We start from the raw sequence: 26447 nt of genomic DNA on the forward strand, positions 1-26447 counted from the left end.
CGCTCCGCGGGGAACTACAGCCGTGTGAGTTATCCACGGCGTGGACAACCCTGTGGACAAACTAGTCCTCATCCATGACGAACCCGTCCTCGACGAGCTCCGCGTAGTCGGGGTGACGCTTGATGAAGGCCCGAACGTAGGGGCAGTAGGGCCGTATCCGGCGCCCTGCCGCGCGCACGTCGTCGAGCGCGTAGGTGACGAGCTTGCTCGCGAGGCCCATCCCGGAATAGCCGTCGGCCACCTCGGTGTGGTCGAAGGCGTACACGGAGCCGCCCTCCTTCTCGCGATACTGGGTGAAGCCGGCCACCACACCTCCGACATGCACCTCGTAGCGGTGCCTCTGGTCCGCGTGGACGAACTCCGTCTTCCCGGACTGCCTCTCGGATTCCTGCAGGGTCATGGATGCCTCTTTCTCGACTGTTGTTCCTGGAATGCCGTGCGCACGCGACCGCGGCCGGAGCCTGACGTTGGGCAGCGGGGGAGCCGGCAGCGCCGCCTCGCCCCCGGTGAGCTCGACGACGGGACCGAACGGCTCGCCGTCGTCCCCTGGGCCCCGGCCCGCGAGCTGCCCGTTCCACGCCTCGCGCAAGGCCGCCACCTCCTCGTGCGAGCGCCCCACGAAGTTCCACCACATGGTGATCTCCTCGGGGAACGGCGGTCCGCCGAGGATCACGGCCCGCACGGGCCGGCGCCCCGGATTGGCGAGCCGGATGCGGCCGCGTCCGGGTGCGAAGAAGGCCAGGTGCGCCTCTGCCAGCGGCGTGCCGTCGACCTCGAGGGCCCCGCCGTCGGCGAGGATCGCGTGCTCGAACTGCTCCGCGACCTCCAGCACTGCCGTGCTCCCCGGGTCGAGGACGGCTTCGGCTCCGAGCAGCGCGGTGTAGGTGCGCACGGGGGAGGCCGAACCATGCAGCGCGCCGAGGAACACCCTCAGCTCTCCCGCGCGGTCCCCGTCCGCGCCGGGGAGTGCCACGGCGGGCGGCACGTACCGTTCGAATCCGGGTGGGGCGGAGCGGAACGGCCCGGGCAGCGCCGTCCACAGCTGCACCCCGTGCAGCGTGGTCGTGCCGGGGGTCGAGTACTCGGAGTGGTTGATGCCCCGCCCTGCAGTCATGAGGTTGAGCTCGCCGGGCCGGACCGTCGCGCGGTGGCCGGCGCTGTCCCGATGCTCGATCTCGCCGGTGAAGAGCCAGCTCACGGTCTGGAGTCCCGTGTGCGGGTGCGGCGGCACCCGCATGCCGCCGGTGGCCGAGACGTCGTCGGGCCCGTAGTGGTCAAGGAAGCACCAGGCGCCCACGAGGGAGCGCTGCCGGGACGGGAGTGTGCGGCGCACGGGCATGGCCCGCGGTCCGCCGAGGGGGACATCCCGGGGTTCGATGACCTCGATCCCCTGCGCGGCAGGCTCGTCCGCGCAGAGGGTCTCGGGCGGGTCGAGTTCAAGATTGCTCACGCCAACTACCTCCTTAGGCCGAGCCTACGCCGGGGCGCCGACATCGGGGAGGAGTCCCTCTCCGTTGTCAACAGCGTTATGCCCAGAGTTATCCACAGGCTGGGGACAAGTCGCGGCGCCGGGCAGGGTGATGGGCGGACAAGGCCCGGGACGACGCGCGCCGCGCCCCGAACTACACCCCTGTAAGTTACGCACACTGTGGATATCCCCTGTGGACGGAAGACTCTTGACGGCACCGCAGGGGCGGCGTAGCGTGATTGTATTCAACCGATCGGTTGAATAACCGATGCATTGATGGTGCGCCCCCGAACCGCGGCGCACACCGGAGGTCGAGCAGGATGCACGCCGCCCCGCCCGTGACGCCCACCGAGGAAGACCAGCTCAACCGTGCCTTCGCGGCGCTGGCAGATCCCCTCCGCAGGAGGCTCGTGGCGCGCCTCGCTCTGGGGGACGCCACGGTCAATGAGCTCGCGGCGCCGTTCGCCGTGACCCTCCAGGCCGTCTCCAAGCACCTGAGGGTGCTCGAGGACGCCGGCCTGATCACCCGCAGCCGCGACGCCCAGCGCCGCCCCTGCCACTTGGAACCGACCGCCTTCGGCCCGCTGGCCGCGTGGATCGATGCCTACCGCGTGCGCACCGAGGAGAAGTACCGTCGCCTCGATGCTGTCCTCGCAGCCCAGGCCGAGCACGAAGGCGGACGGGAGGCGGACCAGACCGCCGCGCAGCAGAGAGGACACCAGCCATGACTGCCACCCAGGCCTCGACCGTGACCGCCGAACCCGGGCTGCCCTTCGTCGACGTCGTCCGGGAGTTCGACGCCCCGGCGGAGCGCGTGTTCCGTGCGCACACCGATCCCGCGCTCTTCGCCCAGTGGATCGGACCCCGCGCCTACACCACGGTCGTCGACCACTTCGATGCCCGCAGCGGCGGTTCGTACCGCTTCACCCAGACGGACGCCCAGGGCACGGGCTACAGCTTCCACGGGTCCTTCCACGAGCTGACCGCACCGCGCCGCATGGTCCAGACCTTCGAGTTCGAGGGTGCCCCGGGGCACGTCTCCCTCGACGCCGCCGTCCTCGAGGACCTCGACGGGGGCCGGTGCAGGCTCAGCGTCCACTCGTCCTTCCAGACGGTCGAGGCACGGGACGCCATGCTGGCCGCCGGGATGACCGACGGCATGAACGAGGGCTACCAGCGGCTCGACGAACTCCTCGCCTCGGGCGGAGCCTGAGTCCACCACCGTCCACAGGCGCGGCCGCATCTTGTCCACAGGCTAGGGACTGGCACCGCCGGACGGGCCCCCGAGGCTTCCCCACGGACCGCCCCGGCCGCGCCGCGGCGGGGTTACGGCTCCCGGCAGCGCTCGGAGCGCTTGTGCACAGATGTGGAAAACCCCTGTGGAGAAAGGACCTCCACAGGGGTGCCACGGCGACGGGCCGCCCGGCGCAGCTACAGCGAGATGCCCCCGAGGGCGGGCCCGCTCGAGACCTTCACGACCGTCGCGAGAACCAGGAGGACGGCGACCCCGACGAGGCCGCCGATCTGGACCACGACGCGGGAGCGCCCGCGCGGCGCGTAGGCGATGGCCGCCGTCGTCAACGCCCCGGTGACCAGGCCGCCCAGGTGCGCCTGCCAGGCGATCCCGGGGACCACGAAGCCGAGCACCGCGTTGATGGCGATCAGCACGACGAGCTGGCGGACGTCCCCGCCGCGCTGGCGCTGCACCACGAACAGACCGCCGAACAGGCCGAAGATCGCCCCCGAGGCACCGATGACGGCGACGGGCTGCCCCGGGGCGAGCAGCAGGAAGCCGACCGACCCGCCGATGGCCGAGAGCAGGTACACGGCCAGGAACCGGGCCCGGCCCAGGAGCGGCTCGAGTGCCTGGCCGAACAGCCACAGCATGTACATGTTCAGGGCAATGTGGAGGACGAAGCCCTGCGAGTGGAGGAACGCGCTCGTGAGCATGCGCCACGGCTCCGCCGCGGTGAGGGGGGCCGAGTTCGCGTAGGCGAAGTCGACATAGACGCCGTTCCCCGGGATGATCCACTGCAGCGCGTACACGAGCACGCACACCGCGATGATGCCGATGGTGACGACGGGCCGGCTCCCGGGCTGTGCCCGGCCTCCGTACATCGTCTGCGGGGCGCGCGCGGCGCCAGAGAGTTCGCGGACGCAGTCCACGCACTGGAAGCCCACGGCGGCCGGCCGCTGGCACTCGGGGCACGCCGGCCGGCCGCACCGCTGGCACGTCACGTAGGAGACGCGGTCAGGGTGGCGGGGGCAGACGGGGACGGCCTCGGGGCCGGCCGCCGGGCTTCCTTCAGTCATGTCGGCCGGTCAGAGCTGCTCGATGTCGATCGAGCTGATCACGACGTCCTCGACCGGGCGGTCCTGCATGCCCGTGCGGACGGCCTCGATCTCGTCGACGACCTTCTTCGACGCGTCGTCGGCGACCTCGCCGAAGATCGTGTGCTTGCCGTAGAGCCAGCTGGTGTCGACCGTCGTGATGAAGAACTGGGAGCCGTTGGTGCCCTTGCCGCCCTGGATGCCGGCGTTCGCCATCGCGAGCTTGTACGGCTCCTTGAAGTTCAGCTCGGGGTGGATCTCGTCGTCGAAGCGGTAGCCCGGGCCGCCGATGCCCTTGCCGAGCGGATCGCCGCCCTGGATCATGAAGTCCTTGATGATGCGGTGGAAGACAGTGCCGTTGTAGAGCGGCGTGCCCGTCTTCTCCTCGCCGGTCTCGGGGTGCGTCCAGGCCTGCTCGCCGGTCGCGAGGCCCACGAAGTTCTTGACCGTCTTCGGGGCGTGGTTGCCGAAGAGGTTGACCACGATGTCGCCGTGGTTCGTGTGGATGGTTGCCTTGGCAGTTGCGATTGCGCTCATGGCGGCCATTCTTCCACGGGGCAGCGGCCCGTCTCCGGGTGCGGGTACGGTTCCGCGCTCGGTGAAATCCGGGAACGCCGCGGGCGCCCCGGCCGTGTGACCGTAGCCTATGCCACGTGTGGCACGTAGGCTGGCGTTGGTCCAGCAGACTCCCGGAGGTAGCCGTGAAGAAACCAGTCGAGAAGAGCCTGAACGCGTCCGAGTCGCTTGCCCGCGACGTCCAGCAGAATGTGAGCGCCGGCGTCGAGAACGCCCGCGACTGGGCCCAGCCCCGTGTCGACGCGGCAGTGCAGTGGGCCGTCCCGAGAATCCAGCAGGGACTCGACTCGGCGTCCCCGCGGATCCAGGAAGGCATCAAGTCCGCGGCGCACAACATCGCCGAGGGCGTGGCCACCGTGACGCCGAAGATCCAGGACAGCCTCTCCCAGCTCGCGCCGCGCATCACCGACGCGGTGGACAGCGCCGCCCCGCACCTCCACCACGCGGTGGACCGGGCGGTCCCGGCGATCAAGGGTGCCGCCGACGAGTACCTCCCGAAGATCTCGGAGGGCATCGCCCACGCGGCGGACTCCGTGAACCGCGGCCTCTCCACCGCCCCGGAACGGGTCGATGCCGTGGCGCAGAGGCTCGCCGACTCCGGCGTGGTGCGCCAGGCCGATGCGGCCGCGAAGGAAGCGGTGAGCACCGCCCAGAAGGCGGTCCGCAACGCCGCGAAGGAGATCTCCGGGCCGGCCCCGAAGAAGAAGGGCCGCGGCCTGCTGATCTTCGGCGTCATCACGGCCGCGGTCGCTGCCGGTGTCGCGGCATGGAAGGCCGCCAAGCCGGTGGAGGACCCGTGGAAGACCCCCGCCCCGGTGACCCCGGCTCCCCAGCCGGCCGCGCCGACCGCGTCGAGCGCCACGGGCAGCGCCGCCACACCGTCCCCGGTTCCCGCCGGCGGCGCCCCGACCACCGATCGCGTCGTCACGGCTGAGAAGCCGGTCGACGAGGCCCCGGCTGCGGCCGAGGCGGAGGCGGCCGCCGAGCTCGACGCCGGCCAGGCCGCAGTCCTCGAGGGCGAGAAGGCCGGCGAGGAGGCCGCGGAGAAGGACGCCGCCGAGAACGCCGCGGCGGGCGAGGGCAAGCACGTCGCCCCGGATGCCACGACGGCCATGAAGAACATCCACGCCGCGTCCAACGGCGGGGAGGGCAAGGAGACCCCGGGCGCCTGACGCCCTCTTCCTCCCCCTGAGACGGGCGCGGGAGACGCCATGGCTGCGTCTTCCGCGCCCGTTTTCCATGCCCCGTCATCCAAGGGCGGCATGGCCCCCACGCCGCCACAGTGCGGGGGCCTTTGCTAGATTTGTGGTGATGTCCCCGGACCCTGCCCTCCCCGCCACGGCGGCTGCTTCCGAGCCGCCGAGCGTGTCGATCGTCGTGCCGGCGTACAACGAGGAGAGCGTCATCCGCCAGTGCGTCACCGCGGCCATCTACCAGTCGGTCCCGGCGCACGAGATCATCGTGGTCGACAACATGTCCAAGGACTCGACGGCGCAGATCGTGCGCCAGCTGCAGTCCGAGTACCCCGAGTCCCGGATCATCCTCCTCACCCAGGACAGGGAGCAGGGGCTGATCCCCACCCGCAACTTCGGCCTCGATGCGGCCACGGGGGACGTGCTCGGCCGCATCGACGCGGACTCCCTGCTCGAGCCCGACTGGGTCGAGGAGGTCCAGCGGGCGTTCATGGACAGCTCGGTCCAGGCAGCGACCGGGCCCGTGATCTACTACGACATGCCGATGCGGCGGTTCGGCCTCAAGGCCGACGACAAGATGCGCCAGCTCCTCCTCAAGCTCTCGCGGCACGAGTACCACTTCCTGTTCGGCTCCAACATGGCGATCCGGCGCACGGCGTGGGAGGCCATCCGCGACTCGACCTGCCGGGACGAGAGGGACGAGATGCACGAGGACATCGACCTGTCCCTGCACCTCGCCGAGCGCGGCCTCAAGATCCAGTACTGGCCCGACATGGTCTCGGGGATGTCCGCGCGGCGGCTCGAGGACTCGCCGAAGGACTACCGGTACTACGTGCAGCGCTTCGATCGGACGTACAAGGCGCACAACATCAAGAAGATCGCGCTGCGCGCCCCCATGGCAGTGATCTTCTCGGTCTACTACCCCGCCAAGCTCCTGCGCGCCATCCACTCGGCCAACCAGCCCCCGGTCAAGCGCGGGGGAGTGTAGCGTCAGTCCGCGCCGAGCTCAGGCGCCGTCCGCGGTTCGCGGCGGTTCCGCCGCTGGCCGAGGACGACGACGGCGAGCCCTGCGAGGATGAGCCCCAGCCCGGCGTAGGTCCCGCCCGGGAGCACCTCCCCGAGGAACACGGCGGCCAGGAGTGCCGCACCGGGGATCTCCAGCAGGATGAACATCGAGACGACGAGCGGGCTCAGGGTCGCGACGAGGTGGTTGAACGCGGTGTGGCCGACGAGCTGCGCCGCCGCCGTGATGGCGAGGATCCCCGCCCAGCCGGCGGGTTCGAACCCGGTGAGCCGCTGACCCGTCGCGAGGGCCATGACGGCCACGAGCGCGGCGCAGACCCCGTAGCAGAGGGCGGTGTAGGTCCCGGTGCCCATGGTCTGCCGGGCCTTTCCGCCGGCCATCGTGTAGAGGCCAGCGAGAATGCCGCCGGCGAGGGCGAGGAGGTCTCCGAGCACCGCCTCGTGGGAGGACCCGAGGTCCAGGCCGGTGATGGCGACGACGCCGAGGAACGCGAGCCCGAGGCCCGCGAGGACGGCCACGGGCAGCTTCCGGCCCCGCAGCACCGAGAAGACCGCGATCCACCCGGACTGGAGGCACACGAGCGCCGTCGACGCCGCCACCGAGGTCAGCGTCAGGGACAGGATGAAGCACACGAAGTGGAAGGCGAGGGCCACCCCGGCGAGGGAGGACCAGAGGAGGTCGCGCCGGGTGAGCCGGCGGAACTGGCCCGGGCTCCGCACGGCGACCGGCGCCGCCATGACGACCGAGCCGATCGCGTTGCGCCAGAACGCGATCGCGAGCGCGGTGACGGACGTGCCCGCGAGCGTTCCGGCGATGAGCGGTCCCGACGCGGAGACGCCGAGCACGCCGAGCACGACGAGGAGGGGGATCACCAGCCCACTCTAGTGCCGGGCCGGACGGCAGAAGGTCCCGGCACCTGAGCGGTGCCGGGACGCTGCAGCAGAGCGCCCAGTCCCAGAAGTCGGTGTCCACTTGCCGATGAACGCGTGCCTGCTGCCGGGCCCTGGCCCAGCAGGTGACTGCTGGGAGGGCGCTCACGGCCGCTCTCGGTTCAGCCATGCCCTCAGTGGGAGGGCATCATCCTGTGGTGCGCTTCCATGGCAGGCCGAATGGCCGCCACGGTCACGCCCGCGGCGATGATCCCGGCGATCCAGGACGTCCACGCCGCACCGGTGTGGTCGGAGTAGGCGCCCATCCAGGGCGAGGCGAAGAGCACCACGCCCGCGGCGCACTGGGCGTACTCGAGCCACGGTGTGCCGGGCATCGACAGGTTCAGCACCGCCGTGGCGATCAGCACAATGCCGAAGACGAGCATCAGGGTCCTCGACATCGACGTCTGCGCGGTCCACAGGACTGCCAGGGCCGTATACAGGCCGCAGGCTCCCGCGACGTAGTCTTCCCAGCGGATCCATTTCTTCATCATGTTCTCCGTTTCCTTCTCCTTCCCCGGGTGGGCCCGGGGTCCTGCCCGGGAAATCCGGGCAGAGGATGTGCCATGTGGCCAGGATCCCGATTCGACAGTGGTCGGGCCTGCGAAGCAGCTCATTTGCGGCCGTTGCGGACCTCGTTGGCCTGGAGGGCCCAGGCTGTTGCGAGGACCAGCAGGAGCGGGCACACGTCCGTGCCGTCGATACCGAGGACGAAGAGGAGGACTGCGGCCGCCGCACCCGCGACCTTGAGGCGCCTTCGCCGGCGCCGTCGGAGCGGGGTCGTCTGGGGGGAAGTGATTGCCATGGCCTGCCCCTCCTTCGGGCTTTCCGAGGGCATGTGCGCGGGTGCCATGCCCGCGAGTATGGCGCGGGAGCGCCAGGGGATCACGAGGTGGAATCGCTGCGGAGGACTGCGCCGCTCGGCGCGTCCCCCGCGGCCAGCGGCGGGACCAGGGTCTGCATCGCCCGCCGGGGCGCCGCTACAGAGCAGACCGGGGCCGTCCTCGCCGAGGCCGACCCGACAGCAGGAAGCGGAGTCCCTCGGGCGTGGCGAGGGTTCCGAAGGAGTTGACGGCGACGCTCGCCGGCATCGGGACCGCCATCCCTGCGACGGCGTACGCCGAGTGGATCCAGCCGCCGCCGTGGCAGCGCACGGCCTCGGCCCGGGCAGCGCGGCCGATGCCCGACGCGGGCCCAGCCACCGCTGCTGTCCGAAGCATGATCCTCTCCTTCTGGCGCCAGGATCCCCCGCTTCCAACTCTCGGACCCACGGCAGGCCCGGGTCAGAGGCGAAGGACCCGCCACGCATCACTCCGTACCGGCAACGGGCCACGGGACGCCTGCGGTGAGGTCGATCCGGAGGGTTGCGATGATCTGGGGTCGAGGTCGAGCGGGTCCCGGAAGTCCTCCCGGGGCACGGTCGCAATCGGCTCGCCGTCTCGGATGCGCTGGAAGAGCACCAGGTCCGGGTGGGCGTTCACGAGAAGGATCTCCTGGGCCATGGGTCATCCGGGCGGATGCCCAACGGCTGCAGGCTCTTCTGCGCCGGGGCCAGATGCGGCAGGCAGCACGAGAACGACAGGAGCGCAGCCGGCACCGGGCTCCTCGCGTGAGCGATGAAGTGGCCGGCCCCGGTCCCTGAACTGGACAGATGCGGGGACGTCCTCCCCGGCCCGGACGACCAGCAGGACTCCCAAGCCGCCTCGAGCTGTGCGTAGGCACCGGCGGCCTCGGCCACCGACTGCTCGGCCTCTTCCCACGGGTCCAACCGCGCCACCCCACCTGGAGACCCAGCGTCTTCTGGACCCCACCCCTCACCCCCGTAGCCCAAGGTGGCATGGGATGTCCCTCGACAGCTTCCCGACAGTCTCGACCACCCAATCGAGAGCGCCATCTCGATTGAGTGGTGGGTCAGGCCGGAATCGTGTCCCGGGGACCTTTGGCCCTCCAGAGGGGCGGGTCATGTCGTGGATCGTGGCAGGCAGAGGGGAAGGCCGGACCAGCCGTCGCCGGTTGCGCGGACTATGCCCCGTCATCCTCGCGCGCCGGGAGAGAAGACCGATGAAGGACACCCAAGCGTACGTGCCCCGCCACCACACGGCACCTGCGGCCGCCACGTCCCACACTCCACGCCGGCATGGGCGCACCGAGCGGGGGCCGGCGCCGCACAGCCCCTGGGGCGATCTGCCCCCTCTGCCCCCGCAGGCCGATCCTACCGACCTGTACACGCCGCGCCGCCGGGAGCAGATGCTCGACGACCTGATCAGGGCCGGGCTCGGCGAGGAACAGGCCCTAGCCCAGCTCGCACGCCTTGAGGCCGGAGACCTCTGGAGCGGGTAGCCACCGGACCGCCGGGCCGCGGAAGGCAGATGACGAACCGTCGCACAATCAACAAGGAAGGCACGCAATGACTGTCGAAGAACGCTGGGATTCGCTGACCCCGGAGACCCGCCGGTGGCTCCTCGACAATCCCGGGACCATCATGCTGCCGCGCACGCTCGCGAACGCCATCAGCGACGCCGACGGAGCCCCACTCGTCACCGACCCCCACGGAGAGGCCGCCCTCTCCCCGAAGGATCAGCAGTTCATCCGGCGCAGGGCGAACAGTGCAAGGAACCGGCACTGACGCCGGGGCAACACCCGGCGCAGCCCGGCGGCGCCATCAGGCTGTTCCTCGCCGGGAGGGGGCCGGCCAGAACAATGGCGCCCCGGCCCGGGGCCTAAACCGATCGTCGAGGCAAACGGGGCAGGCGAGAGCCCGGAGCCCAGATTCCAGTATGCATGCGACCTCGGCCGAAGTGCCGCTGCCTCCACCGCTTCCTCGCCGAGGCTCTCGGGCAGGCAGTCCGGTGGACGAGTGGCGGGACTACGGACTCGCTGCGTGCCGGGGCCCGGCGGCCGCAGCCGAGGGTCAGCGGGCCGTGGGCCATCAGCGCCCTTCGGGCCAGTCTTCCTCCCGGCCGTGCGGTCGCTGGGGACCGGGGTCCGCCTGAGGGCCCTGGTCGAGCAGGCCGGCGAGGGAGGGCCCGTCGTAGCCGTACTCGTCCAGGTCCCTACCGTCGGTGAAGACGCTGCGGGCGCTGACCTCGGCCTGGACGATGGGCCAGTCCCGAGCGGCGACGTCATCCCGCATTGCGTGCTGGCGTGCGTAGTCCCTGGAGAGGGTGATCCAGTCCCCGCGGTTGATCTGGCCGAGCCCGGGCGGCAGGGCCCGGTAGATGCGCACCCTGGCCTGCGGATCCTGGCGCACGCGGCGCAGCTGCTCCATGGTCTCCTCGTCGCACTCCCCGAATCCGTGCTCCTCGGGGTGGCTGTAGAACTCCTCCCCGAGCACATCGCCCAGCGCGGTGAGGGGAAGCGCCCGGCCCCCGCCCCTGGGCGCCCGGGGCGAGCCGGTGTAGTCCATGCCCCCAGCGTACCGCCGGACCCGCCGCGAGCCCCCGGGCGGGCCTGCCCGCTGCTGCCTGCACCGCGCCTCCGATCCTGCCCTTCCGCGATGCGGAGAGCGCGTAGACTGGGATACGGGAGCCCGCCGTCCTTCTGCCACCACCTCTTCGGGGAGGCGCCGGCAGGCGCCCGACGACACGTCTCCAGCGAAACCTCCAGCCGTGAACCCTCCGGCACCCCTGCCGTGAGCGACCGCCCCGCGGGCTCCCGCGGGGCCATCCAGAGAACGACTGAAGGACGTGGAACGACCATGGACACCACCAGGGAATCCGTCACCGAGCGTGCCCCCCGCCTGCCCGAGCAGGCAATTGCCCTGAACGCGATCGTCGCCAGTGCCCTGCCCTGGAATCTGGGCACCGCCCGCGGCCCATCGAAGTACACCGTCATGGTCGCATTGAGCAGGCGGGCCGAGCCGTACGAGATCGACCTGATCCAAGACCCCTCGACCGTTCGGCGGCTGCGTGACGCCGGCTACGAAGGCGTCAACCTCGCCATCGCCGGCCGGCGCCTACTCGTGGAGCACACCAACCTCGAACAGCTCAGGGCCGGTCTGGCGGGCGAGCTTGCCCGCCTGTTCCGGGACGTCTCGATCGCATCCCTGGCGCAACACGGCCAGCGGCGCTCCGAGCTCGAAGCCATGGTACTGCTCGAACGGGACCGCAGGGAGGCCGTGGAGGCCCTCGCCGCAGGGGTCCGCTTCACCTGCTGAAACTGGGTCGCCCTCCGCAGAGGCCCTGCGGGCCGCCAGGAGCGGGCCCTTGAAGAGACCCCAGGCATCCGTCGCAGCCCTCTCCGCCCTCCCGCGGCGCGGAACCGGCGGCGGCAACGAAGGATCGGCGAGAGGCCATGGCCCAACCCGACTCTCCTGCCCGACCTTGCCCTCACCCGTGTTCTGGCAGCTGTACTGCGGCCCGACGCCCACACCGGCCAGGGTACCTGGCTGACATGATGCGCCGGTCAGAGCCCCTGCAGCGGTGGCGGGGCAAGGAGCCACGCTGTCTTGGCGTCTCATCCCCGGGCGTCACGCCGCCCGACACTAGACCTGTTTCCGCCCGGACGCTGCTGGTGGGCCTTGATCAACTCGCCGGCCTCCCCGGCGCTGTCATCGACGCCGCGGTGCTGGAAGGGCGTCCCCTCGCGTCGTGGCCGGTGGCCGGATCGGGTTCGCCTCGACGGCCGGCGCGGGGCGCTCAGTTGGGGCGGTGCTGGGTGGCGAGGGGGCATTCGAAGACGGTGCCGAGGCCGTGGCCGACGGCGTTGAGGTATCTGATGATGATCCCGTAGGAGGCCACGAGGCTCGTGGCGGTGTAGGGGATGCCCTGCTGGGCGCACTGGGCCCGGATCAGGCTCTCGGCGTGGGCCAGGGCCGGCCGGGGCATGGTCGGGAAGAGGTGGTGCTCGATCTGGTGGTTGAGGCCGCCCATGAGGACGTCCATGATGCGCCCGCCCCGGATGTTGCGCGAGGACATGACCTGGCGGGTGAGGAAGTCCGCCCGTGCGGATGCTGAGAAGATCTTCATGCCCTTGTGGTTGGGGGCGAAGGTGGCGCCCATGTAGAAGCCGAAGACGCCCTGCTGCACTCCGATGAACGCGGCGGCGATGCCCGGGGGGAGGAGCCAGAATGCCAGGGCAGGCACTGCCAGCACGCGGGCGGTGAGGATCGCCAGCTCGACTGCCCTGCGCTGCACGGGGGCCCGTCGGAGCAGGAACCTGAACGAGTCGACCTGCAGGGCGAAGCCGAGGAACGGCAGGAGCGGGAAGAGCAGGTAGCCCTGGTGGCGGGTGACGAACCCGAGCCAGCGGGGCCGCGCGGCGGCAGCCGCGTCGTGGAAGGCGATGGTCCCGGGCTTGATGTCCGGATCCTTGCCGATCACGTTCGGGTTGGAGTGGTGACGCGAGTGCTTCTGCTGCCACATGGCGTAGCTGATTCCCGTGAGCCCGTTGCCGATGAGGCGGGCGGACCATTCGTTGGCCGCCCAGGAGGCGAAGACCTGGCTGTGCGCGGCCTCATGGGCGAGGAATCCGAACTGGGTCATCAGGATCCCGAGTCCAGCCGCGATCAGCAGCTGGTACCACGAGGGTCCGATGAGCGCGAAGCCGGTCCAGCCGCCGGCCCAGGCGATGGCCAGGATCGCGAAGAGCGCAATGTAGTAGCCGCGCCTCCGGTCGAGCAGGCCAGCGTCCCGCACCTGCCTCTGGAGGGCCACATAGCTGTTGACCACGCGGTTCGGGCGAATGGCCCGGGCGTCTGGTTCGCTGTTCTGGGCCATGGTTCCTCGGATCCGCTGGGGGCACCGCCCCGATCGAGACTCCTGCACCGGACACCTGCCCTCCTCTGAGGGTACGGCGGGCCCAGCACCCGTGTCACGGCCGCACGCAGCCCTGACGGACCCGGTCCTTTCTACCCTGCCGGCCGCCGCGCTGCGGGCGTAGCCTGAAAGACAGTGGATCGGGACCCCAGGAGCCGCAGACCGGCCCGGGTCCCGGCCCCTCAGAAGGGCTGAATACCATGACCTCTCTACCGGTCAACCCCCAGAGCCCCGCAGGACGAGAAGAGCCCCACCCAGATGCTACGGGACGGAACGGCCCGGATCCCGGGGCTGTCCAGGCCCCCTCCGCGACCGGCAGCAAGCCCAGGACCACCAGGGTCGGGATGGTGTGGGCCGCCGTCGTGGTGGCACTGCTGGCCCTGGTGCTGCTGATCATCTTCATCCTGCAGAATCAGCAGCCCGCCAAGGTGCTGTTCCTCGGGCTGGAAGGCACGGTCACCCTGGGCATGGCGCTTCTCATAGCGGCAGTCGGCGGCGGCATCCTCGTCGCGGCCGCAGGCGCTGCGCGCATCGTCCAGCTCCGATCCAATGCCCGCAGGTCCCGCAAGGCCGGCGCCAGGGCGTGATCATCCTGCCGCAGTCCGGAACCACGCCCGAGGAGACGCCATGAACACCACTCCAGAACGCACCGAGGACCTCTTCGCCAGGCCAAGCGACCTCACCGGGCCGGAGGATCCCCTCCGGGTGACCGGGATCGTCCTCAGCTCGCTGCCCGCCGAGACCCTCACCTCCGAGGGGCCGCAGCGGTACACCGTCACAGCATCCCTCTCGCGCCGCCCGGACCCGCTCGAGATCGAGGCCGTCCACGCGGAATCCACCCGCAGGAAGCTGGAAGAGGCCGGCTTCGGCCACGCGGGCCTGCAGATCGCGGACCGGCGGCTCCTGATCAGCGACACCAGCCTCGAAGAGCTGAGGGACGGCCTCGCGCAGGTCGTGGGCACCATCGTGCGCACGGCCACCCTCAAGGCGCTGGCGCAGAAGGACCTCGCGCGCCAGGCCCGCGCCGACCTGGACGAGGCAGAGCACGAACGCTTCCTGCGCGTCGCCGAGCAAGCGGCCGCCATCGACTTCGGCCCGTGAGGAGGCCACAGTGAGTGACATCTACAGGACCCGCCACGACCCGCCCGCTCCGGTCCCCAGCGCAGAGGCCGAGGAAGAAGCCGAGAACGAGGTCTGGGACGACGACGGCGGCCACGCCCCTTCTGCTCCCCGCGACAGCGAGGGCGGTCCCGGGCGCGAGGGCAAGGGAACTTCTGCGGGCCGTTCCCGCCACGAGGCTCGCACCCCCTGACGCGTCGGTGCGCGATGAGGGCTCGGGGTGAAGGGGAACCCTTCGACAGGATCCTCCTGATCTACAACCCGTCCGGCCGGGCCCCGGCACTCCTGGCCGAGGAGCTCCGGACCGAGCTGGGCGCCCGCCTGCCCGGCACGCCGCTGAGCCTGCGCCCCACAGCCTTCCCCGGCCATGGACGTGCCCTGGCGGCTGCCGAGGGCGGACGCCCGCTGCTGGTCTCCATCAGCGGCGACGGCGGGTACAACGACGTCGTCAATGGCGCCATGGACGCCGGCGGCCAGGCCGTCTGCGCTGTCATGGGTGCCGGCAACGCCAACGACCACCGGCGAAGCACCCGCACGCTGCCCATCATCGACGCGATCGTCCGCGGCGACGTCCGCCGCATCGACCTCCTCCGACTCACCGTCGGGGAAGGGCCGGACCAGTGGTCCCGCTACGCCCATTCCTACGTGGGGTTCGGGCTCACGCCCCTGATGGCCATCGGCATCGAAGCAGGCGTCAAGGGACGCTTCACCGAACTGCTCTCCGTGGCCCGCGCCCTGCGCGGCCTCACACCCCTGGAGATCACCCGCGCGGACGGCGCGCGGGCCGTGCTGGACAGCCTGATCCTGGCCAACATCACCCGGATCGCCAAGTACGGCCGCATCAGCGCGGCAGGCTTCCCGGACGACGGGATGTTCGAAGTCGTCATCCTGCCCCACGGGGCCAAGTGGCGCATCGCGCTCATGGCCCTGCGGGCCGTCACCGTCGGACTCGGGGTCCAGACCAGCGTGCCAAGCTACAGGTTCACCAGCACCGACCCGATCCCGCTCCAGATCGACGGCGAGGTCATGACAGTCGGAGCCGGCACGCCCGTGCTCGTCGAGTCCCGGCGCCAGACACTGGCAACCCTCGGCTAGGACAAGAGTCCCGCTCAGGGGGCCGGCGGCTGCGTTGCCGGCAGTGGTGTCTCGCGCGCAGCAGCTCCCAGGTCCATCGGCCTCTGGCCGAAAAGGCTGGGAGACGCCCTAGTGCTCGTCGAGATTGTCGAGATCGTCGGCCACCCTACGCAGGTCCTGAGCCCAGCCGACCGAACGGTTGGGCTCGGCCGACCCGGCCTCGAAGTTGACGAGGGCGGCCGCGAGGGCATTCAGAGCGGCCGCGAGGTTCTCCTTGACTGCGGCGTAGCCCTGGTCGGACCGCGGGTCCGAGGATGCACCCATGAGCAGTTGGGCGCCCGCCCGGATGATCAGTGACGCTTCGAGCTCGTTCATGGGCGCGTCCAGGACGTCGAGGGCACCAGATGATAGGCGCCGTCCTCCGGATCGAGCATGTAGCCCAGGAATTCCTGGTCAAACGTGGTGATGCCCGAGTCCACGGCGTCCAGCTTTGCCCGAATCAGAAGGGAGAGCTGCCTCCAACGCTGGCGGGCGAGGTCCTGAGGGGTCTTGGAGGCCGCGTACGGCGTGCTGCGGGAAGGCAGACCGTCGGCCGTGTGCGGCAGGGCCAAGACGATCCGGAACCGGCGGGGTCCCGCTCTGAAGGAGATCGCCGCCCTGCCGTCCTCTCGGCTCCACCGCAGGCCGGTGGCACCGGAGGCCAAGAGCATCTGCTGTATCTCCGACTGCGACGCCGCAGCGGTGATCGAAGCGCCGCGGACGTAGTTTGTATTCATGCTTGAGGCCCTCCTGAGGCGTGCTGGCTGATGCTGGTGTGATGCACGGTGCGGGCGTCTTCCAGGGCGCGGCCGAGTCTCCGCGCGAGACCTGCGCCCTCGCTGCCCTCCGAGAGAGGGCCGTCGGCTTCGGCCACGCAGTCCAGCAGGACCATGGTCACCGCCTCGGTGGAGCCCTCCGGTTGGCCAGGCCGGAGTCGGCGGTGGACCTCGGCAGACCGGTCGAGCTCCCTGGTGACCAGCAGGGCTGCCTGGGTCCGGTTGCTGACGCCGAGCTTGTGCAGCAGGACCGAGGTCATGTTCTTGATGGTCTTCTCCGCAAGGCCCGTCGTGGCGGCGATCTCGCGGCCGGCGAGCCCGCGCCCGATGAGGAGGAGCACCTTGAGCTCCTGGGGCGCCAGCCCCGGAAGTTCCTGTTCTGGGAAGGGTGCCTGCGGGGATTCCAGCAGCATGGCCCGGAACGATGGGCTGTAGGCCGTTCGGCCGCCCAGCACGCGGCGGACTAGCCGGACGGTTTCGTTCCCGTCGTCCTGCTTGGACAGGCAGCCCCACGCCCCTGCCAAGACAGCCCCGATCAGGGCGGCCTCGTCATACGCGTCCGTGATGATCAAGCACCGTATCCGCGGGTCGATGGCCAGCACGGCCCGGCACACGTCGGCGCCGGTTCCGTCGGGGAGCTGATCATCGAGCACAGCGAGCGCCGGCATCAGCGCGGGAATGCGGCGGGCTGCCTCCCGTGCTGACCCAGATGATCCCGCGACGTCGATCCCCGCCGAACGCAAGAGGCCCTGCAGCCCGGTGCGGACCAGCTCGTGGTCATCGAGGACGAAAACGCCCTCAGGGGTGCGAACCGGGCGCGCCTGTGCCACCGGCTCGCCCGACCAGATCATGGCCGGCCGGCTGTCGGCGCGATGCGGAGGCTGGGAGCTACGGTGATGGGAAACCGTTCGATCGGCTGCTGGCGCCCGTGAAGGCGCTACCAGAAAGCGGAAAGCCAGGGGCAAGATTGCCGATCGCTTCTCTCATTCTAAGCCTCCTGACGCCCCAGCGGCCATGTCCGGTGAGCACGTGAGGCCCCGGCAGGGCGTCGAGGATGGAGACACTCGTTGAGAGGACCACCCGCATTAGGAGCTGCCGGGCAGCCCCGCCAGACAGATCCCCCCGTCGCGCGCGGGGGATCGCCAGGGGCTTCCCGGGCGGCCGCGCTCGCCCGTGTCGCCGCGAGCTTCTGCGCCGGATACCGGGTCTACGGCGGCCGGACCCGTGCGCACTTGGGGGAGCTGAGCGGGCACCGGCGACGCATCCGGGATGGCCGGTCCTTGACTCGGCGTCGGCATCCGCCCCGCGTCCCCAGCGGCGAAATCCGCGTCAGGCCGGGGAAAACAAGGAAGCCAGGCGTTCAGAACGCCTGGCTTCCTCTATTCAACTCGCGGTGGAGGCAAGGGGACTCGAACCCCTAACCCCCTGCTTGCAAAGCAGGTGCGCTACCAATTGCGCCATGCCCCCGTGTTCCTGGAACGGGCTACTCGACCGTGTCCGTCGAGCCGCTCCAGATGTCCTTCTGGGCCTCGGACTCCTTGGCCTTCCGATACAGGAAGGCACCCGCAAGAGCGGCGACTGCGATGGCAATCAGTCTCTTCACGGGCACCTCCACATGGTCCGGACGCAAGGATCCGTGGGCGTACCAGGACTTGAACCTGGGACCTCTTCGTTATCAGCGAAGCGCTCTAACCGCCTGAGCTATACGCCCTCACGTGGCCCTCGGGCCGAGATATGACTCTACAGCACACCTCGGCCCGCGGCCAAATCCCGGTCAGTCGTCGGTGAGGGTCACTCCGACGCCGCCCACGAGGGTCGCCGAGATGTTGTACAGCACGGCCGTGAGCATCGACAGCGCGGTCAGGAGCACCACGTTGACCACGGCGATGATGGTCGCGAAGGAGGCCACCTGGCCGAGGGAAGCGATCTTCTTCAGGTCCAGGGAGCCGCCGCTCTCCGAGCCGCCAATCTCGCCGAGGAGGCCGTTGATCTTGTCGAAGATGCCGGTGACGTCGAGGACCATCCACAGCACGATCGAGGCGACGACCGTGACGATGCCGAGGGCCACTGAGAGCAGGAACGACATCTTGAGCACGGACCAGGTGTCGACCTTGCTCACGATCAGCCGCGCACGGCGCTGCTTGGCCTTCGGCGCCGGCCGGACGAGGCCCGCCTGGCCGGGGCGCTGGCCCTGGGGGCCGGGGCGCTGGCCAGGACCGACCGGCCGCTGGGTGGCGGCACGCTGCGCGGCCGCCGCGGTGAGCGGACGCTCCGCAGGCCGGGCTCCCGGCCGCTGGCCCGCGGAGTTCGCCGACTGGGGCGGCACCGTGGGACGCTGCGGCGGCCGCGCCGGCGACGCGGCCTGCGGATAGCCCCCGGACGACGGCGTGTTCTCGGGCGTGCTCACTCGTTACCTCCCGGAGTCTGGTCAGAGTCTGGGGACAACGTTACGGCATGAGCCTCCACCGCTGCCTCCTCCTGGGGGCCAGGGGCAGCTTCGGGAGCGCCTTCGGCGCCCTCCTCCGCGTCGGCTCCGTCGACCCCGAGCGACCGTTCGCTGTTCTTGGCGACGGCGATGATGCGGTCGCCCTTGTCCGGCTTGGCGAAGATGACGCCCATGGTGTCGCGCCCGGTCGCCGGGACCCCGGCCACCGAGGAACGGACCACGCGGCCGCCGCCCATGACCACGAGCACCTCGTCCTCATCGGTGACGATGAGGGCGCCCATGAGGTGCCCCCGGCCCTCGGCATACTTGCCGACCTTGATGCCGAGGCCGCCGCGGCCCTGGCGGCGGTATTCCTCGACGCTGGTCTTCTTCGCGTAGCCGGCCTCGGTGACGATGAAGACGTACGAACCTTCGGCCACGACGTCGGCGGCGAGGAGTTCGTCGTCGTCACGGAACTTCATGCCCGTCACGCCGCTGGTGGCCCGGCCCATGGGGCGCAGGGCATCGTCGTCTGCCGTGAAGCGCACGGACTGGCCGTGCCTTGAGACGAGCATGAGGTCGTCGTCCTCGGAGACGATCTGCGCCGAGACCAGCTCGTCGCCGTCGCGCAGGTTGATCGCGATGACGCCGGCCGAGCGGTTGGTGTCGTAGTCCTCGAGGCGGGTCTTCTTCACGAGGCCCGCCTTGGTCGCGAGGACCAGGTAGGGCGCCTGCTGGTAGTCCCGCAGGTCCAGGACCTGGGCGATCCGCTCGTCGGGCTGGAAGGCGAGCAGGTTCGCCACGTGCTGGCCCTTCGCGTCCCGGCCGCCCTCGGCGAGCTCGTAGGCCTTGGCCCGGTACACGCGGCCGAGGTTGGTGAAGAACAGGAGCCAGTGGTGGGTCGTCGTGACGAAGAAGTGCTCCACGACGTCGTCGCCGCGCAGCTGCGCGCCCCGGACGCCCTTGCCGCCGCGGTGCTGCTGGCGGTACTGGTCGCTGCGGGTGCGCTTGACGTAGCCGCCGCGGGTGATAGTGACGACCATCTCCTCCTCAGGGATGAGGTCCTCGACGCTCATGTCCCCGTCGAAGCCCGCGAGGATGCGCGTGCGGCGGTCGTCGCCGTGCTTCTCGACGATCCCGGTGAGCTCCTCCGAGATGATCTGCCGCTGGCGGGCCGGATCGGCCAGGATCGCGTTGTACTCGGCGATCAGGGCCTCGAGCTCGTCGTTGCGGTCCTGGATCTTCTGCCGCTCGAGGGCGGCGAGGCGGCGCAGCTGCATGTCGAGGATCGCGCGGGCCTGGATCTCGTCGATGTCGAGGAGCTCCATGAGCCCGTCACGGGCCTGCTCGACCGTGGGGGAGCGGCGGATGAGGGCGATGACCTCGTCGAGCATGTCCAGCGCCTTGAGCAGGCCGCGGAGGATGTGGATCTCCTCCTCGGCCTTGCGCAGCCGGAACCGCGTGCGCCGGACGATCACGTCGATCTGGTGGGTGACCCAGTGCCGCACGAACGCGTCGAGCGAGAGGGTGCGCGGGACGCCGTCGACGATTGCGAGCATGTTCGCCGCGAAGTTGTCCTGCAGCTGGGTGTGCTTGTAGAGGTTGTTCAGGACGACCTTGGCCACGGCGTCGCGCTTGAGCACGATCACGAGGCGCTGGCCGGTGCGGCCGGAGGTCTCGTCGCGGAGGTCCGCGATGCCGGAGATCTTGCCGTCCTTGACGAGCTCGGCGATCTTCATCGCGAGGTTGTCCGGGTTCGCCATGTAGGGCAGCTCGGTGACCACGAGGCACGTGCGGCCCTGGATCTCCTCGACGTTGACCACGGCGCGCATGGTGATGGAGCCGCGGCCGGTCCGGTAGGCGTCCTCGATCCCGCGGCGGCCGAGGATGGTCGCCCCGGTCGGGAAGTCCGGGCCCTTGATGCGCACCAGGAGCGCCTCGAGGAGCTCCTCCCGGGTTGCCTCCGGGTTCTGCAGGTACCACTGCACCCCGTCGGCGACCTCGCGCAGGTTGTGCGGCGGGATGTTCGTGGCCATGCCGACGGCGATGCCGGAGGAGCCGTTGACCAGCAGGTTCGGGAACCGCGCCGGCAGGACCGTGGGCTCCTGGTTCTTGCCGTCGTAGTTGTCCTGGAAGTCGACGGTCTCCTCATCGATGTCCCGGACCATCTCCATGGCCAGCTGGGCCATCTTGGTCTCGGTGTACCGCGGTGCGGCGGCGCCGTCGTTGCCGGGGGAGCCGAAGTTGCCCTGCCCGAGCGCGAGCGGATAGCGCATCACCCAGTCCTGGATGAGGCGCACGAGGGCGTCGTAGATCGCCATGTCGCCGTGCGGGTGGTACGTGCCCATGACGTCGCCGACAACGCGGGCGCACTTGTTGAAGGCCCGGTCGGGCCGGTAGCCGCCGTCGAACATCGCGTACAGCACGCGGCGGTGGACGGGCTTGAGCCCGTCGCGGACGTCCGGCAGCGCCCGGCCCACGATCACGGCCATCGCGTAGTCGAGGTAGGACCGCTGCATCTCCGTCTGGAGGTCGACCTGCTCGACGCGGTCGCCTTCGGCGGGGCCCTCGGGCACGAAGGCCGTCGGGTCGGTTCCCGGCGTGCCCGCGGTGGGGTCCTCGGGAGTCTCGTCGCTCAAAGATTCTCTCCTCTAATTGCTTTCCGACCCGAGATCAGATGTCCAGGAAGCGGACGTCCTTGGCGTTCTGCTGGATGAAGTGGCGGCGGGACTCGACGTCGTCGCCCATCAGCACGGAGAACGTCTGGTCCGCGGCCGCGGCGTCCTCCATCGTCACCTGCAGGAGCGTGCGCCGGTCCGGGTCCATCGTGGTGTCCCACAGCTCGGTGTAGTCCATCTCGCCGAGGCCCTTGTAGCGCTGGATCCCGTTCTCCTTGGGCAGCCGCTGGCCGTTGGCCAGGCCCGCCCGGATCGCCTCGTCCCGCTCGCGGTCGCTGAACACGTAGTCGTGCGCGTGGTTGGACCACTTGATGCGGTAGAGCGGCGGCTGCGCGAGGTACACGTAGCCGTTCTCGATGAGCGGGCGCATGTACCGGAACAGCAGCGTCAGCAGCAGCGTGGTGATGTGCTGGCCGTCCACGTCGGCATCGGCCATGAGCACGATCTTGTGGTAGCGCAGCTTGGCGATGTCGAAGTCCTCGCCGATCCCCGAGCCGAACGCGGTGATCATCGACTGGACCTCGGCGTTGCCGAGCGCCTTGTCCAGGCGCGCGCGCTCCACGTTGAGGATCTTGCCGCGCAGCGGCAGGATCGCCTGGGTCTCGGGGTTGCGGCCGCGCTTGGCGGAGCCGCCGGCCGAGTCGCCCTCCACGATGTAGACCTCGCAGCGCGAGGGGTCCTTGCTCGAGCAGTCCGAGAGCTTGCCGGGCATCCCGAAGGACTCGAGCGGGCTCTTGCGGCGCGCGTTGTCGCGGGCCTTCCGCGCAGCCATGCGGGCCTGCGACGCCTGGATGGCCTTGCGGATCACGTCCTTGGCGGGACCGGGGTTGCGCTCGAGCCAGTCGCCGAGCTGGTCGGTGACGACGCGCTGGACGAAGCCCTTGGCCTCGGAGTTGCCGAGCTTGGTCTTGGTCTGGCCCTCGAACTGCGGCTCGGCGAGCTTGATGCTGACGACGGCGGTGAGGCCCTCGCGCACGTCCTCGCCGCTGAGGTTGTCGTCCTTGTCCCTGAGGATGCCCTTCTCACGCGCGTAGCGGTTGACGAGCGAGGTCATCGCCGCGCGGAAGCCCTCCTCGTGCGTGCCGCCCTCGTGGGTGTTGATGGTGTTCGCGTACGTGTGCACCGACTCCGCGTAGGCGGTGGTCCACTGCATCGCGACCTCGAGGGCCATCTTCCGCTCGTGGTCCACGCTGTCGAACGCGATGACCTCCTCGTGCACGACCTCGATCTTCTTCGAGGAGTTGAGGTGCTTGACGTAGTCGAGGAGTCCGTCGTCGTACTTGTAGTCGACCACGCGGCGGGTGGGGGTGGAGGCCGCTTCCTCGGCGGGGATCCCCGCCTCGGCGCCCTCGCCGGCGACCTCGCTCTCCTCCTCCTCGCCGCGGCGCTCGTCCGTGAGGGTGATGCGCAGGCCCTTGTTGAGGAAGGCCATCTGCTGGAAGCGGGCGCGGAGGGTCTCGAAGTCGAACTCGGTGCTCTCGAAGATCGCCGGGTCCGGGTAGAAGGTCTGGGTCGTGCCGGTCTCGTCCGTCGCCTCGCCCTCGACGAGCCCGCCGACCGGCTGGCCGCCGTCGCGGAACGACATGCGCCAGGCGCGGCCCTGCCGCTTGACCTCGGTGTCGACGCGGGTCGAGAGCGCGTTGACCACGGAGATGCCGACGCCGTGGAGGCCGCCCGAGACGCTGTAGCCGCCGCCGCCGAACTTGCCGCCGGCGTGCAGGATGGTCATGACGACCTCGACCGTGGGCTTGCCCTCGGTGGGGTGGATGTCGACCGGGATGCCGCGGCCGTTGTCCTCGACGCGCACGCCGCCGTCGTCCTGGAGCGTGACCTTGATGTGGTCGCAGTACCCGGCCAGCGCCTCGTCGACCGAGTTGTCCACGACCTCGTAGACGAGGTGGTGGAGGCCGCGGGGTCCGGTGGAGCCGATGTACATGCCGGGGCGCTTGCGGACGGCCTCGAGGCCCTCGAGCACGGTGATGCTGCTCGCCCCGTATTCCCGGGGCTCGGGGCTGGATCCGGAGGGCTGTGACGCGTCCTGCTGCCCACTGGGCTGGTGCTCGTTCTGCTGGGTGTTTGGGTCCACTGGACTCTCGTCAGCCACAGGCGTTCTCGACCCCTCTTCCGTTCGGCAGGCTTAACGTGTCAATTCTACCGGTTCCCCCGCGCGGGGGCCGCCAACGCACGGGCGATTGCCTCTGGGAGGGGCGCAAACGGCTCAAGGCGACTCGCGGCGGCCGCCGTCCAAGGGGGGATGTGGGTCCGGGGCTGCCGGGCGTCCCACGCGCCGTCCACGGGATCCGGCCTTCCTCACCCGTAGGTGTCCCGCGGTCCGCGGCCGCGGACGTGCCGCGGGCCCTTCCGCCAGCTCGGCGCCGAAGGCCCCAGCACGTGGATCCGGGTGACGATCCCGTCGCCGAGCTCGCGGCGGAAGCGGTCCATGAGGCTCGGGGCCAGGAGCCTGAGCTGGGTGGCCCAGGCGGTGGAATCGCAGCGGACGCGCAGCTCCGTGCCCTCGAAGCTCTCCGGGGTGCAGTGGGCCGAGATCTCCGGGCCCACCAGTTCGGCCCAGCGGGACATGACCGACCCGACGGACACGGGGGAGTTCCAGCCGCGCTCAGCGACCATGCGGGTGACCACGCTGCCGAGGCCCTGCGGGTCCCGCCCGCTGTAGCCGGCCGCTGGCCGCTGCCGGGTGCGGGGCCGGGGCGCGTTGGGATCGGCCACGAGCGGACCGGTGGCGCGGACGCGGACCTCGCCGCGCGCCTCGGCGGCCCGGCGCACCCGGTTGAGGGCCGCGCGCGCGGCGTCGATGCCGTCGGGGACCGCGTCGGGGACCCCGGCGTCCTTGTCCTCAGCCATCCTCGTGCTCCGGGAGTGCGGCGTCCCCGTCCTCGACGGCGCCGGGAGACACGCGGATCCGCCGGCCACCCAGCTCGGGCGGGATGTCGGCGTCGACCGCGGCCGTGACGAGGACCTGCTCCGCCTTGGCCACGATCGCGGCGAGCCGGGCGCGCCGCGTGGCGTCGAGCTCGGCGAACACGTCGTCGAGGATGAGGATGGGCTCGTCGCCGGGCACCGCCGAGTCGTCGAGCATCACGTAGTAGGAGGCGAGCCGGAGCGCGAGCGCGAACGACCAGGTCTCGCCGTGCGAGGCGAACCCCTTCGCCGGGGCCTCGCCGAGGAACAGCTCGAGGTCGTCGCGGTGCGGTCCCACGAGCGTCAGGCCCCGCTCGAGCTCCCGCGGGCGCGCCGCCGCGAGGGCGGCGAGGAAGCGCTCGGCAATCTCGTCGGCCCCGAGGCCCGCGAGGCCGGGGGAGCCGGCCGCCGCCGCGGGTTCCCCGACGGACGACGGCGGGGGGCCGGCGTCGTCCGCATCCTCCTCCGCGTCGGGGACGCCTCCCTCGACGCTCGAGCGGTAGACGGCGCGGGCGACCTTCGATCCGTCCGTGAGCTGGGCATAGGCGGCGTCGAGATGCGGGGCGAGGCGCGCGACGAGGGCGGCCCGCGCGGCCAGCAGGCGCGCCCCGGCCTGGGCGAGGTGGGTGTCCCACACGTCGAGCGTCGACTCGACGCTGGCCCCGCCCGAGGCGTCACGGGCGTCCGTGCCGCCTCCGCGGCGCGAGAACCGCGCGGACCGGGCGCTCTTCAGGAGCGCGTTGCGCTGCTTGAGCACGCGGTCGTAGTCCGCGCGGGTCCCCGCCAGGTGGGGCAGGAGCACGGTCAGGAGCTCGTCGAGGAACCTGCGCCGGGCCGAGGGGTCGCCCTTGACGAGCGCGAGGTCCTCTGGGGCGAACAGGACTGTGCGGGCAATCCCGAGCAGGTCCCGGGCGCGGATGGTGGCCCCGCGGTTGATCCGGCCGCGGTTCGCACGCCCGGGGTTGATCTCCAGCTCGAGCGCCGAGCGCTGCGTGCCGCGCACGAACGCGGCCCGGACCAGGGCGCGCTCCGCGCCGAACCGCACCAGCGGGGCATCGGAGCTGACGCGGTGGGAGCTGAGCGTCGAGAGCATCCCGAGCGCCTCCACGAGGTTGGTCTTGCCGACCCCGTTCTGGCCCACGAGGACCGTCGCACCCGGGCCCAGCTCGAGGTCGAGCTGGGCGTAGGAGCGGAAGTCGGTCAGGGAGAGGCGTTCGACGTACACCGGTCGGCGGAGCTCCGCTCTACTTCGCCGGGCGCGTCGCGTGCCCGCCGAACTGGTGGCGGAGGGCCGAGACCATCTTCATCGCGGGGGAGGAATCCTCGCGCGACTCGAAGCGCGCGAACAGCGCCGCGGTGATCGCGGGGGCCGGCACCGCGTTGGCGATCGCCTCCTCGACCGTCCAGCGGCCTTCGCCCGAGTCCTCGACGTAGTCGTCGATGTTGTCCAGGCCGGGATCCTCCTCGAGCGCCTTGACCAGGAGGTCGAGCAGCCACGAGCGCACCACCGTGCCCTTCTGCCACGCGCGGAACGTCCCGGGGAGGTCGGTGATGATGTCCTTCGCGGCCAGCAGCTGGTAGCCCTCGGCGTAGGACTGCATGAGTCCGTACTCGATGCCGTTGTGGACCATCTTGGCGTAGTGTCCCGCGCCCGTGCCGCCCACGTGGACGAAGCTGTCGGCCCGCTCGCCCTCCGGACGGAGCGCGTCGAAGACGGGCAGCGCCCGCTCCACGTCTGCTGCGTCCCCGCCGGCCATGAGGCCGTAGCCGTTCTCGAGTCCCCACACCCCGCCGGAGACCCCGCAGTCGACGAAGCGGATCCCCTTCTGCGCGAGCTGCTCGGCGTGGCGCTGGTCCTCGGTGAAGCGCGAGTTCCCGCCGTCGATCACGAGGTCGCCCTCGTCGAGCTTCTCCGCGAGGTCTGCGACGACCGCATCGGTGACAGCGCCGGAGGGCACCATGACCCACACGATGCGCGGGGCCGGCAGCGCGGCAACCAGCTCGTCCACGGAGGCTGCGTCCGAGACCTCCGGATTGCGGTCGTACCCGGTGACCTCGATGCCTGCGCGGCGCAGCCGCTCACGCATGTTGAAGCCCATCTTGCCGAGGCCGATGAGTCCGATGTGCATAGCCGGGTCTC

Annotated in this window: 30 protein-coding genes and 2 tRNA genes; 11 read left to right on the forward strand and 21 right to left on the reverse strand. The window is 70.6% G+C overall.

What is annotated here, in order from left to right:
- Positions 1-61: 61 nt before the first annotated feature.
- Positions 62-1450, reverse strand: coding sequence for a pirin family protein (locus tag ACVWWH_RS11160; RefSeq protein ID WP_457316629.1), 1389 nt, complete (start codon positions 1448-1450; stop codon positions 62-64).
- Positions 1451-1788: 338 nt separating this feature from the next.
- On the opposite strand from ACVWWH_RS11160, the gene ACVWWH_RS11165 reads away from it, so the two are divergent.
- Together ACVWWH_RS11165 and ACVWWH_RS11170 are read left to right on the forward strand one after the other, a co-directional pair.
- Positions 1789-2196 (forward strand): ArsR/SmtB family transcription factor, encoded by a 408-nt coding sequence (locus ACVWWH_RS11165; RefSeq protein ID WP_066494131.1) that lies wholly within the window; start codon positions 1789-1791, stop codon positions 2194-2196.
- Positions 2193-2681 carry an SRPBCC family protein gene (locus ACVWWH_RS11170; RefSeq protein ID WP_457316630.1) on the forward strand — a complete coding sequence of 163 codons (489 nt, stop codon included), beginning with the start codon at positions 2193-2195 and terminating at the stop codon, positions 2679-2681. Before ACVWWH_RS11165 ends, ACVWWH_RS11170 begins: the two co-directional genes overlap by 4 nt.
- Before the next feature lie 218 nt (positions 2682-2899).
- Here the strand turns inward: ACVWWH_RS11170 and ACVWWH_RS11175 are convergent, their stop codons facing one another.
- Positions 2900-3781 (reverse strand): rhomboid family intramembrane serine protease, encoded by an 882-nt coding sequence (locus tag ACVWWH_RS11175; protein ID WP_457316631.1) that lies wholly within the window; start codon positions 3779-3781, stop codon positions 2900-2902.
- Positions 3782-3790: 9 nt separating this feature from the next.
- Positions 3791-4336 (reverse strand): peptidylprolyl isomerase, encoded by a 546-nt coding sequence (locus tag ACVWWH_RS11180; RefSeq protein ID WP_066501747.1) that lies wholly within the window; start codon positions 4334-4336, stop codon positions 3791-3793.
- A gap of 164 nt (positions 4337-4500) precedes the next feature.
- Here ACVWWH_RS11180 and ACVWWH_RS11185 point away from each other — a divergent pair, with 164 nt between their 5' ends.
- The gene (locus tag ACVWWH_RS11185; RefSeq protein WP_306505413.1) at positions 4501-5547 is read left to right on the forward strand and encodes a hypothetical protein; all 1047 of its coding nucleotides are present in this window, start codon (positions 4501-4503) and stop codon (positions 5545-5547) included.
- Positions 5548-5686: 139 nt separating this feature from the next.
- A complete protein-coding gene (locus ACVWWH_RS11190; protein ID WP_457316632.1) occupies positions 5687-6556 on the forward strand; it encodes a glycosyltransferase in 870 nt (289 codons plus the stop codon).
- A 2-nt stretch (positions 6557-6558) separates the two neighbouring features.
- On the opposite strand, the gene ACVWWH_RS11195 is transcribed toward ACVWWH_RS11190, so the two are convergent.
- The 4 genes from ACVWWH_RS11195 to ACVWWH_RS11210 all read right to left on the reverse strand — a co-directional run bounded on the left by ACVWWH_RS11195 (position 6559) and on the right by ACVWWH_RS11210 (position 8741).
- Positions 6559-7464 carry a DMT family transporter gene (locus tag ACVWWH_RS11195; protein WP_457316633.1) on the reverse strand — a complete coding sequence of 302 codons (906 nt, stop codon included), beginning with the start codon at positions 7462-7464 and terminating at the stop codon, positions 6559-6561.
- Between the two features lie 191 nt (positions 7465-7655).
- A complete protein-coding gene (locus ACVWWH_RS11200) occupies positions 7656-8015 on the reverse strand; it encodes an SPW repeat protein (RefSeq protein WP_229710924.1) in 360 nt (119 codons plus the stop codon).
- 119 nt (positions 8016-8134) lie between these two features.
- A complete protein-coding gene (locus ACVWWH_RS11205) occupies positions 8135-8326 on the reverse strand; it encodes a hypothetical protein (RefSeq protein WP_066494114.1) in 192 nt (63 codons plus the stop codon).
- Positions 8327-8501: 175 nt separating this feature from the next.
- A complete protein-coding gene (locus ACVWWH_RS11210) occupies positions 8502-8741 on the reverse strand; it encodes a hypothetical protein (RefSeq protein ID WP_457316634.1) in 240 nt (79 codons plus the stop codon).
- A gap of 841 nt (positions 8742-9582) precedes the next feature.
- On the opposite strand from ACVWWH_RS11210, the gene ACVWWH_RS11215 reads away from it, so the two are divergent.
- Positions 9583-9861, forward strand: a complete 279-nt coding sequence (locus ACVWWH_RS11215) for a hypothetical protein (RefSeq protein ID WP_457316635.1) — start codon at positions 9583-9585, stop codon at positions 9859-9861.
- A 67-nt stretch (positions 9862-9928) separates the two neighbouring features.
- Complete coding sequence (locus ACVWWH_RS11220; protein ID WP_066494106.1) at positions 9929-10147, forward strand: hypothetical protein; 219 nt, start codon at positions 9929-9931, stop codon at positions 10145-10147.
- Positions 10148-10450: 303 nt separating this feature from the next.
- On the opposite strand, the gene ACVWWH_RS11225 is transcribed toward ACVWWH_RS11220, so the two are convergent.
- Complete coding sequence (locus tag ACVWWH_RS11225) at positions 10451-10927, reverse strand: hypothetical protein (protein ID WP_457316636.1); 477 nt, start codon at positions 10925-10927, stop codon at positions 10451-10453.
- A gap of 291 nt (positions 10928-11218) precedes the next feature.
- Here ACVWWH_RS11225 and ACVWWH_RS11230 point away from each other — a divergent pair, with 291 nt between their 5' ends.
- The gene (locus tag ACVWWH_RS11230; protein WP_457316637.1) at positions 11219-11677 is read left to right on the forward strand and encodes a hypothetical protein; all 459 of its coding nucleotides are present in this window, start codon (positions 11219-11221) and stop codon (positions 11675-11677) included.
- 481 nt (positions 11678-12158) lie between these two features.
- Here ACVWWH_RS11230 and ACVWWH_RS11235 read toward each other — a convergent pair whose 3' ends face one another.
- On the reverse strand, positions 12159-13238 hold the full coding sequence (locus ACVWWH_RS11235; protein WP_457316638.1) for a fatty acid desaturase family protein: 1080 nt from the start codon (positions 13236-13238) through the stop codon (positions 12159-12161).
- Between the two features lie 383 nt (positions 13239-13621).
- On the opposite strand from ACVWWH_RS11235, the gene ACVWWH_RS11240 reads away from it, so the two are divergent.
- Genes ACVWWH_RS11240 through ACVWWH_RS11255 form a run of 4 tightly spaced genes read left to right on the forward strand, consistent with a single transcriptional unit; the run spans position 13622 to position 15491 of the window.
- Positions 13622-13864, forward strand: a complete 243-nt coding sequence (locus tag ACVWWH_RS11240; RefSeq protein WP_457316639.1) for a LapA family protein — start codon at positions 13622-13624, stop codon at positions 13862-13864.
- A gap of 40 nt (positions 13865-13904) precedes the next feature.
- Positions 13905-14378: a hypothetical protein gene (locus ACVWWH_RS11245; protein WP_457316640.1), complete on the forward strand. Its 474-nt coding sequence runs from the start codon at positions 13905-13907 to the stop codon at positions 14376-14378.
- A gap of 10 nt (positions 14379-14388) precedes the next feature.
- Positions 14389-14589 carry a hypothetical protein gene (locus tag ACVWWH_RS11250; RefSeq protein WP_457316641.1) on the forward strand — a complete coding sequence of 67 codons (201 nt, stop codon included), beginning with the start codon at positions 14389-14391 and terminating at the stop codon, positions 14587-14589.
- A 14-nt stretch (positions 14590-14603) separates the two neighbouring features.
- Positions 14604-15491 (forward strand): diacylglycerol/lipid kinase family protein, encoded by an 888-nt coding sequence (locus tag ACVWWH_RS11255; RefSeq protein ID WP_457316642.1) that lies wholly within the window; start codon positions 14604-14606, stop codon positions 15489-15491.
- Between the two features lie 108 nt (positions 15492-15599).
- Here the strand turns inward: ACVWWH_RS11255 and ACVWWH_RS11260 are convergent, their stop codons facing one another.
- The 12 genes from ACVWWH_RS11260 to gnd all read right to left on the reverse strand — a co-directional run bounded on the left by ACVWWH_RS11260 (position 15600) and on the right by gnd (position 26436).
- Positions 15600-15845: a hypothetical protein gene (locus tag ACVWWH_RS11260; protein WP_457316643.1), complete on the reverse strand. Its 246-nt coding sequence runs from the start codon at positions 15843-15845 to the stop codon at positions 15600-15602.
- Positions 15842-16246 carry a hypothetical protein gene (locus ACVWWH_RS11265; protein WP_457316644.1) on the reverse strand — a complete coding sequence of 135 codons (405 nt, stop codon included), beginning with the start codon at positions 16244-16246 and terminating at the stop codon, positions 15842-15844. Before ACVWWH_RS11265 ends, ACVWWH_RS11260 begins: the two co-directional genes overlap by 4 nt.
- Positions 16243-17136, reverse strand: coding sequence for a response regulator transcription factor (locus ACVWWH_RS11270; RefSeq protein WP_457316645.1), 894 nt, complete (start codon positions 17134-17136; stop codon positions 16243-16245). The genes ACVWWH_RS11265 and ACVWWH_RS11270 overlap by 4 nt, the downstream gene beginning before the upstream one ends.
- A 543-nt stretch (positions 17137-17679) precedes the next feature.
- A tRNA-Ala gene (locus ACVWWH_RS11275) sits at positions 17680-17752 on the reverse strand.
- A gap of 16 nt (positions 17753-17768) precedes the next feature.
- Positions 17769-17888 (reverse strand): DLW-39 family protein, encoded by a 120-nt coding sequence (locus tag ACVWWH_RS11280; RefSeq protein WP_218030583.1) that lies wholly within the window; start codon positions 17886-17888, stop codon positions 17769-17771.
- A 34-nt stretch (positions 17889-17922) separates the two neighbouring features.
- Positions 17923-17996 (reverse strand) — tRNA-Ile (locus ACVWWH_RS11285).
- Positions 17997-18059: 63 nt separating this feature from the next.
- On the reverse strand, positions 18060-18692 hold the full coding sequence (locus ACVWWH_RS11290; RefSeq protein ID WP_084249186.1) for a DUF3566 domain-containing protein: 633 nt from the start codon (positions 18690-18692) through the stop codon (positions 18060-18062).
- A complete protein-coding gene (gyrA, locus tag ACVWWH_RS11295; RefSeq protein WP_066494078.1) occupies positions 18689-21349 on the reverse strand; it encodes a DNA gyrase subunit A in 2661 nt (886 codons plus the stop codon). The genes ACVWWH_RS11290 and gyrA overlap by 4 nt, the downstream gene beginning before the upstream one ends.
- A 34-nt stretch (positions 21350-21383) precedes the next feature.
- On the reverse strand, positions 21384-23363 hold the full coding sequence (gene gyrB, locus ACVWWH_RS11300; RefSeq protein ID WP_229710885.1) for a DNA topoisomerase (ATP-hydrolyzing) subunit B: 1980 nt from the start codon (positions 23361-23363) through the stop codon (positions 21384-21386).
- 335 nt (positions 23364-23698) lie between these two features.
- Positions 23699-24250, reverse strand: a complete 552-nt coding sequence (locus tag ACVWWH_RS11305) for a DUF721 domain-containing protein (protein ID WP_457316646.1) — start codon at positions 24248-24250, stop codon at positions 23699-23701.
- Positions 24243-25532 carry a DNA replication/repair protein RecF gene (recF, locus tag ACVWWH_RS11310; RefSeq protein WP_066494072.1) on the reverse strand — a complete coding sequence of 430 codons (1290 nt, stop codon included), beginning with the start codon at positions 25530-25532 and terminating at the stop codon, positions 24243-24245. The genes ACVWWH_RS11305 and recF overlap by 8 nt, the downstream gene beginning before the upstream one ends.
- 19 nt (positions 25533-25551) lie before the next feature.
- Positions 25552-26436 (reverse strand): phosphogluconate dehydrogenase (NAD(+)-dependent, decarboxylating), encoded by an 885-nt coding sequence (gnd, locus tag ACVWWH_RS11315; RefSeq protein WP_066494071.1) that lies wholly within the window; start codon positions 26434-26436, stop codon positions 25552-25554.
- Between the last annotated feature and the right edge of the window lie 11 nt (positions 26437-26447).

The sequence above is a fragment of the Sinomonas sp. RB5 genome (assembly GCF_054063535.1).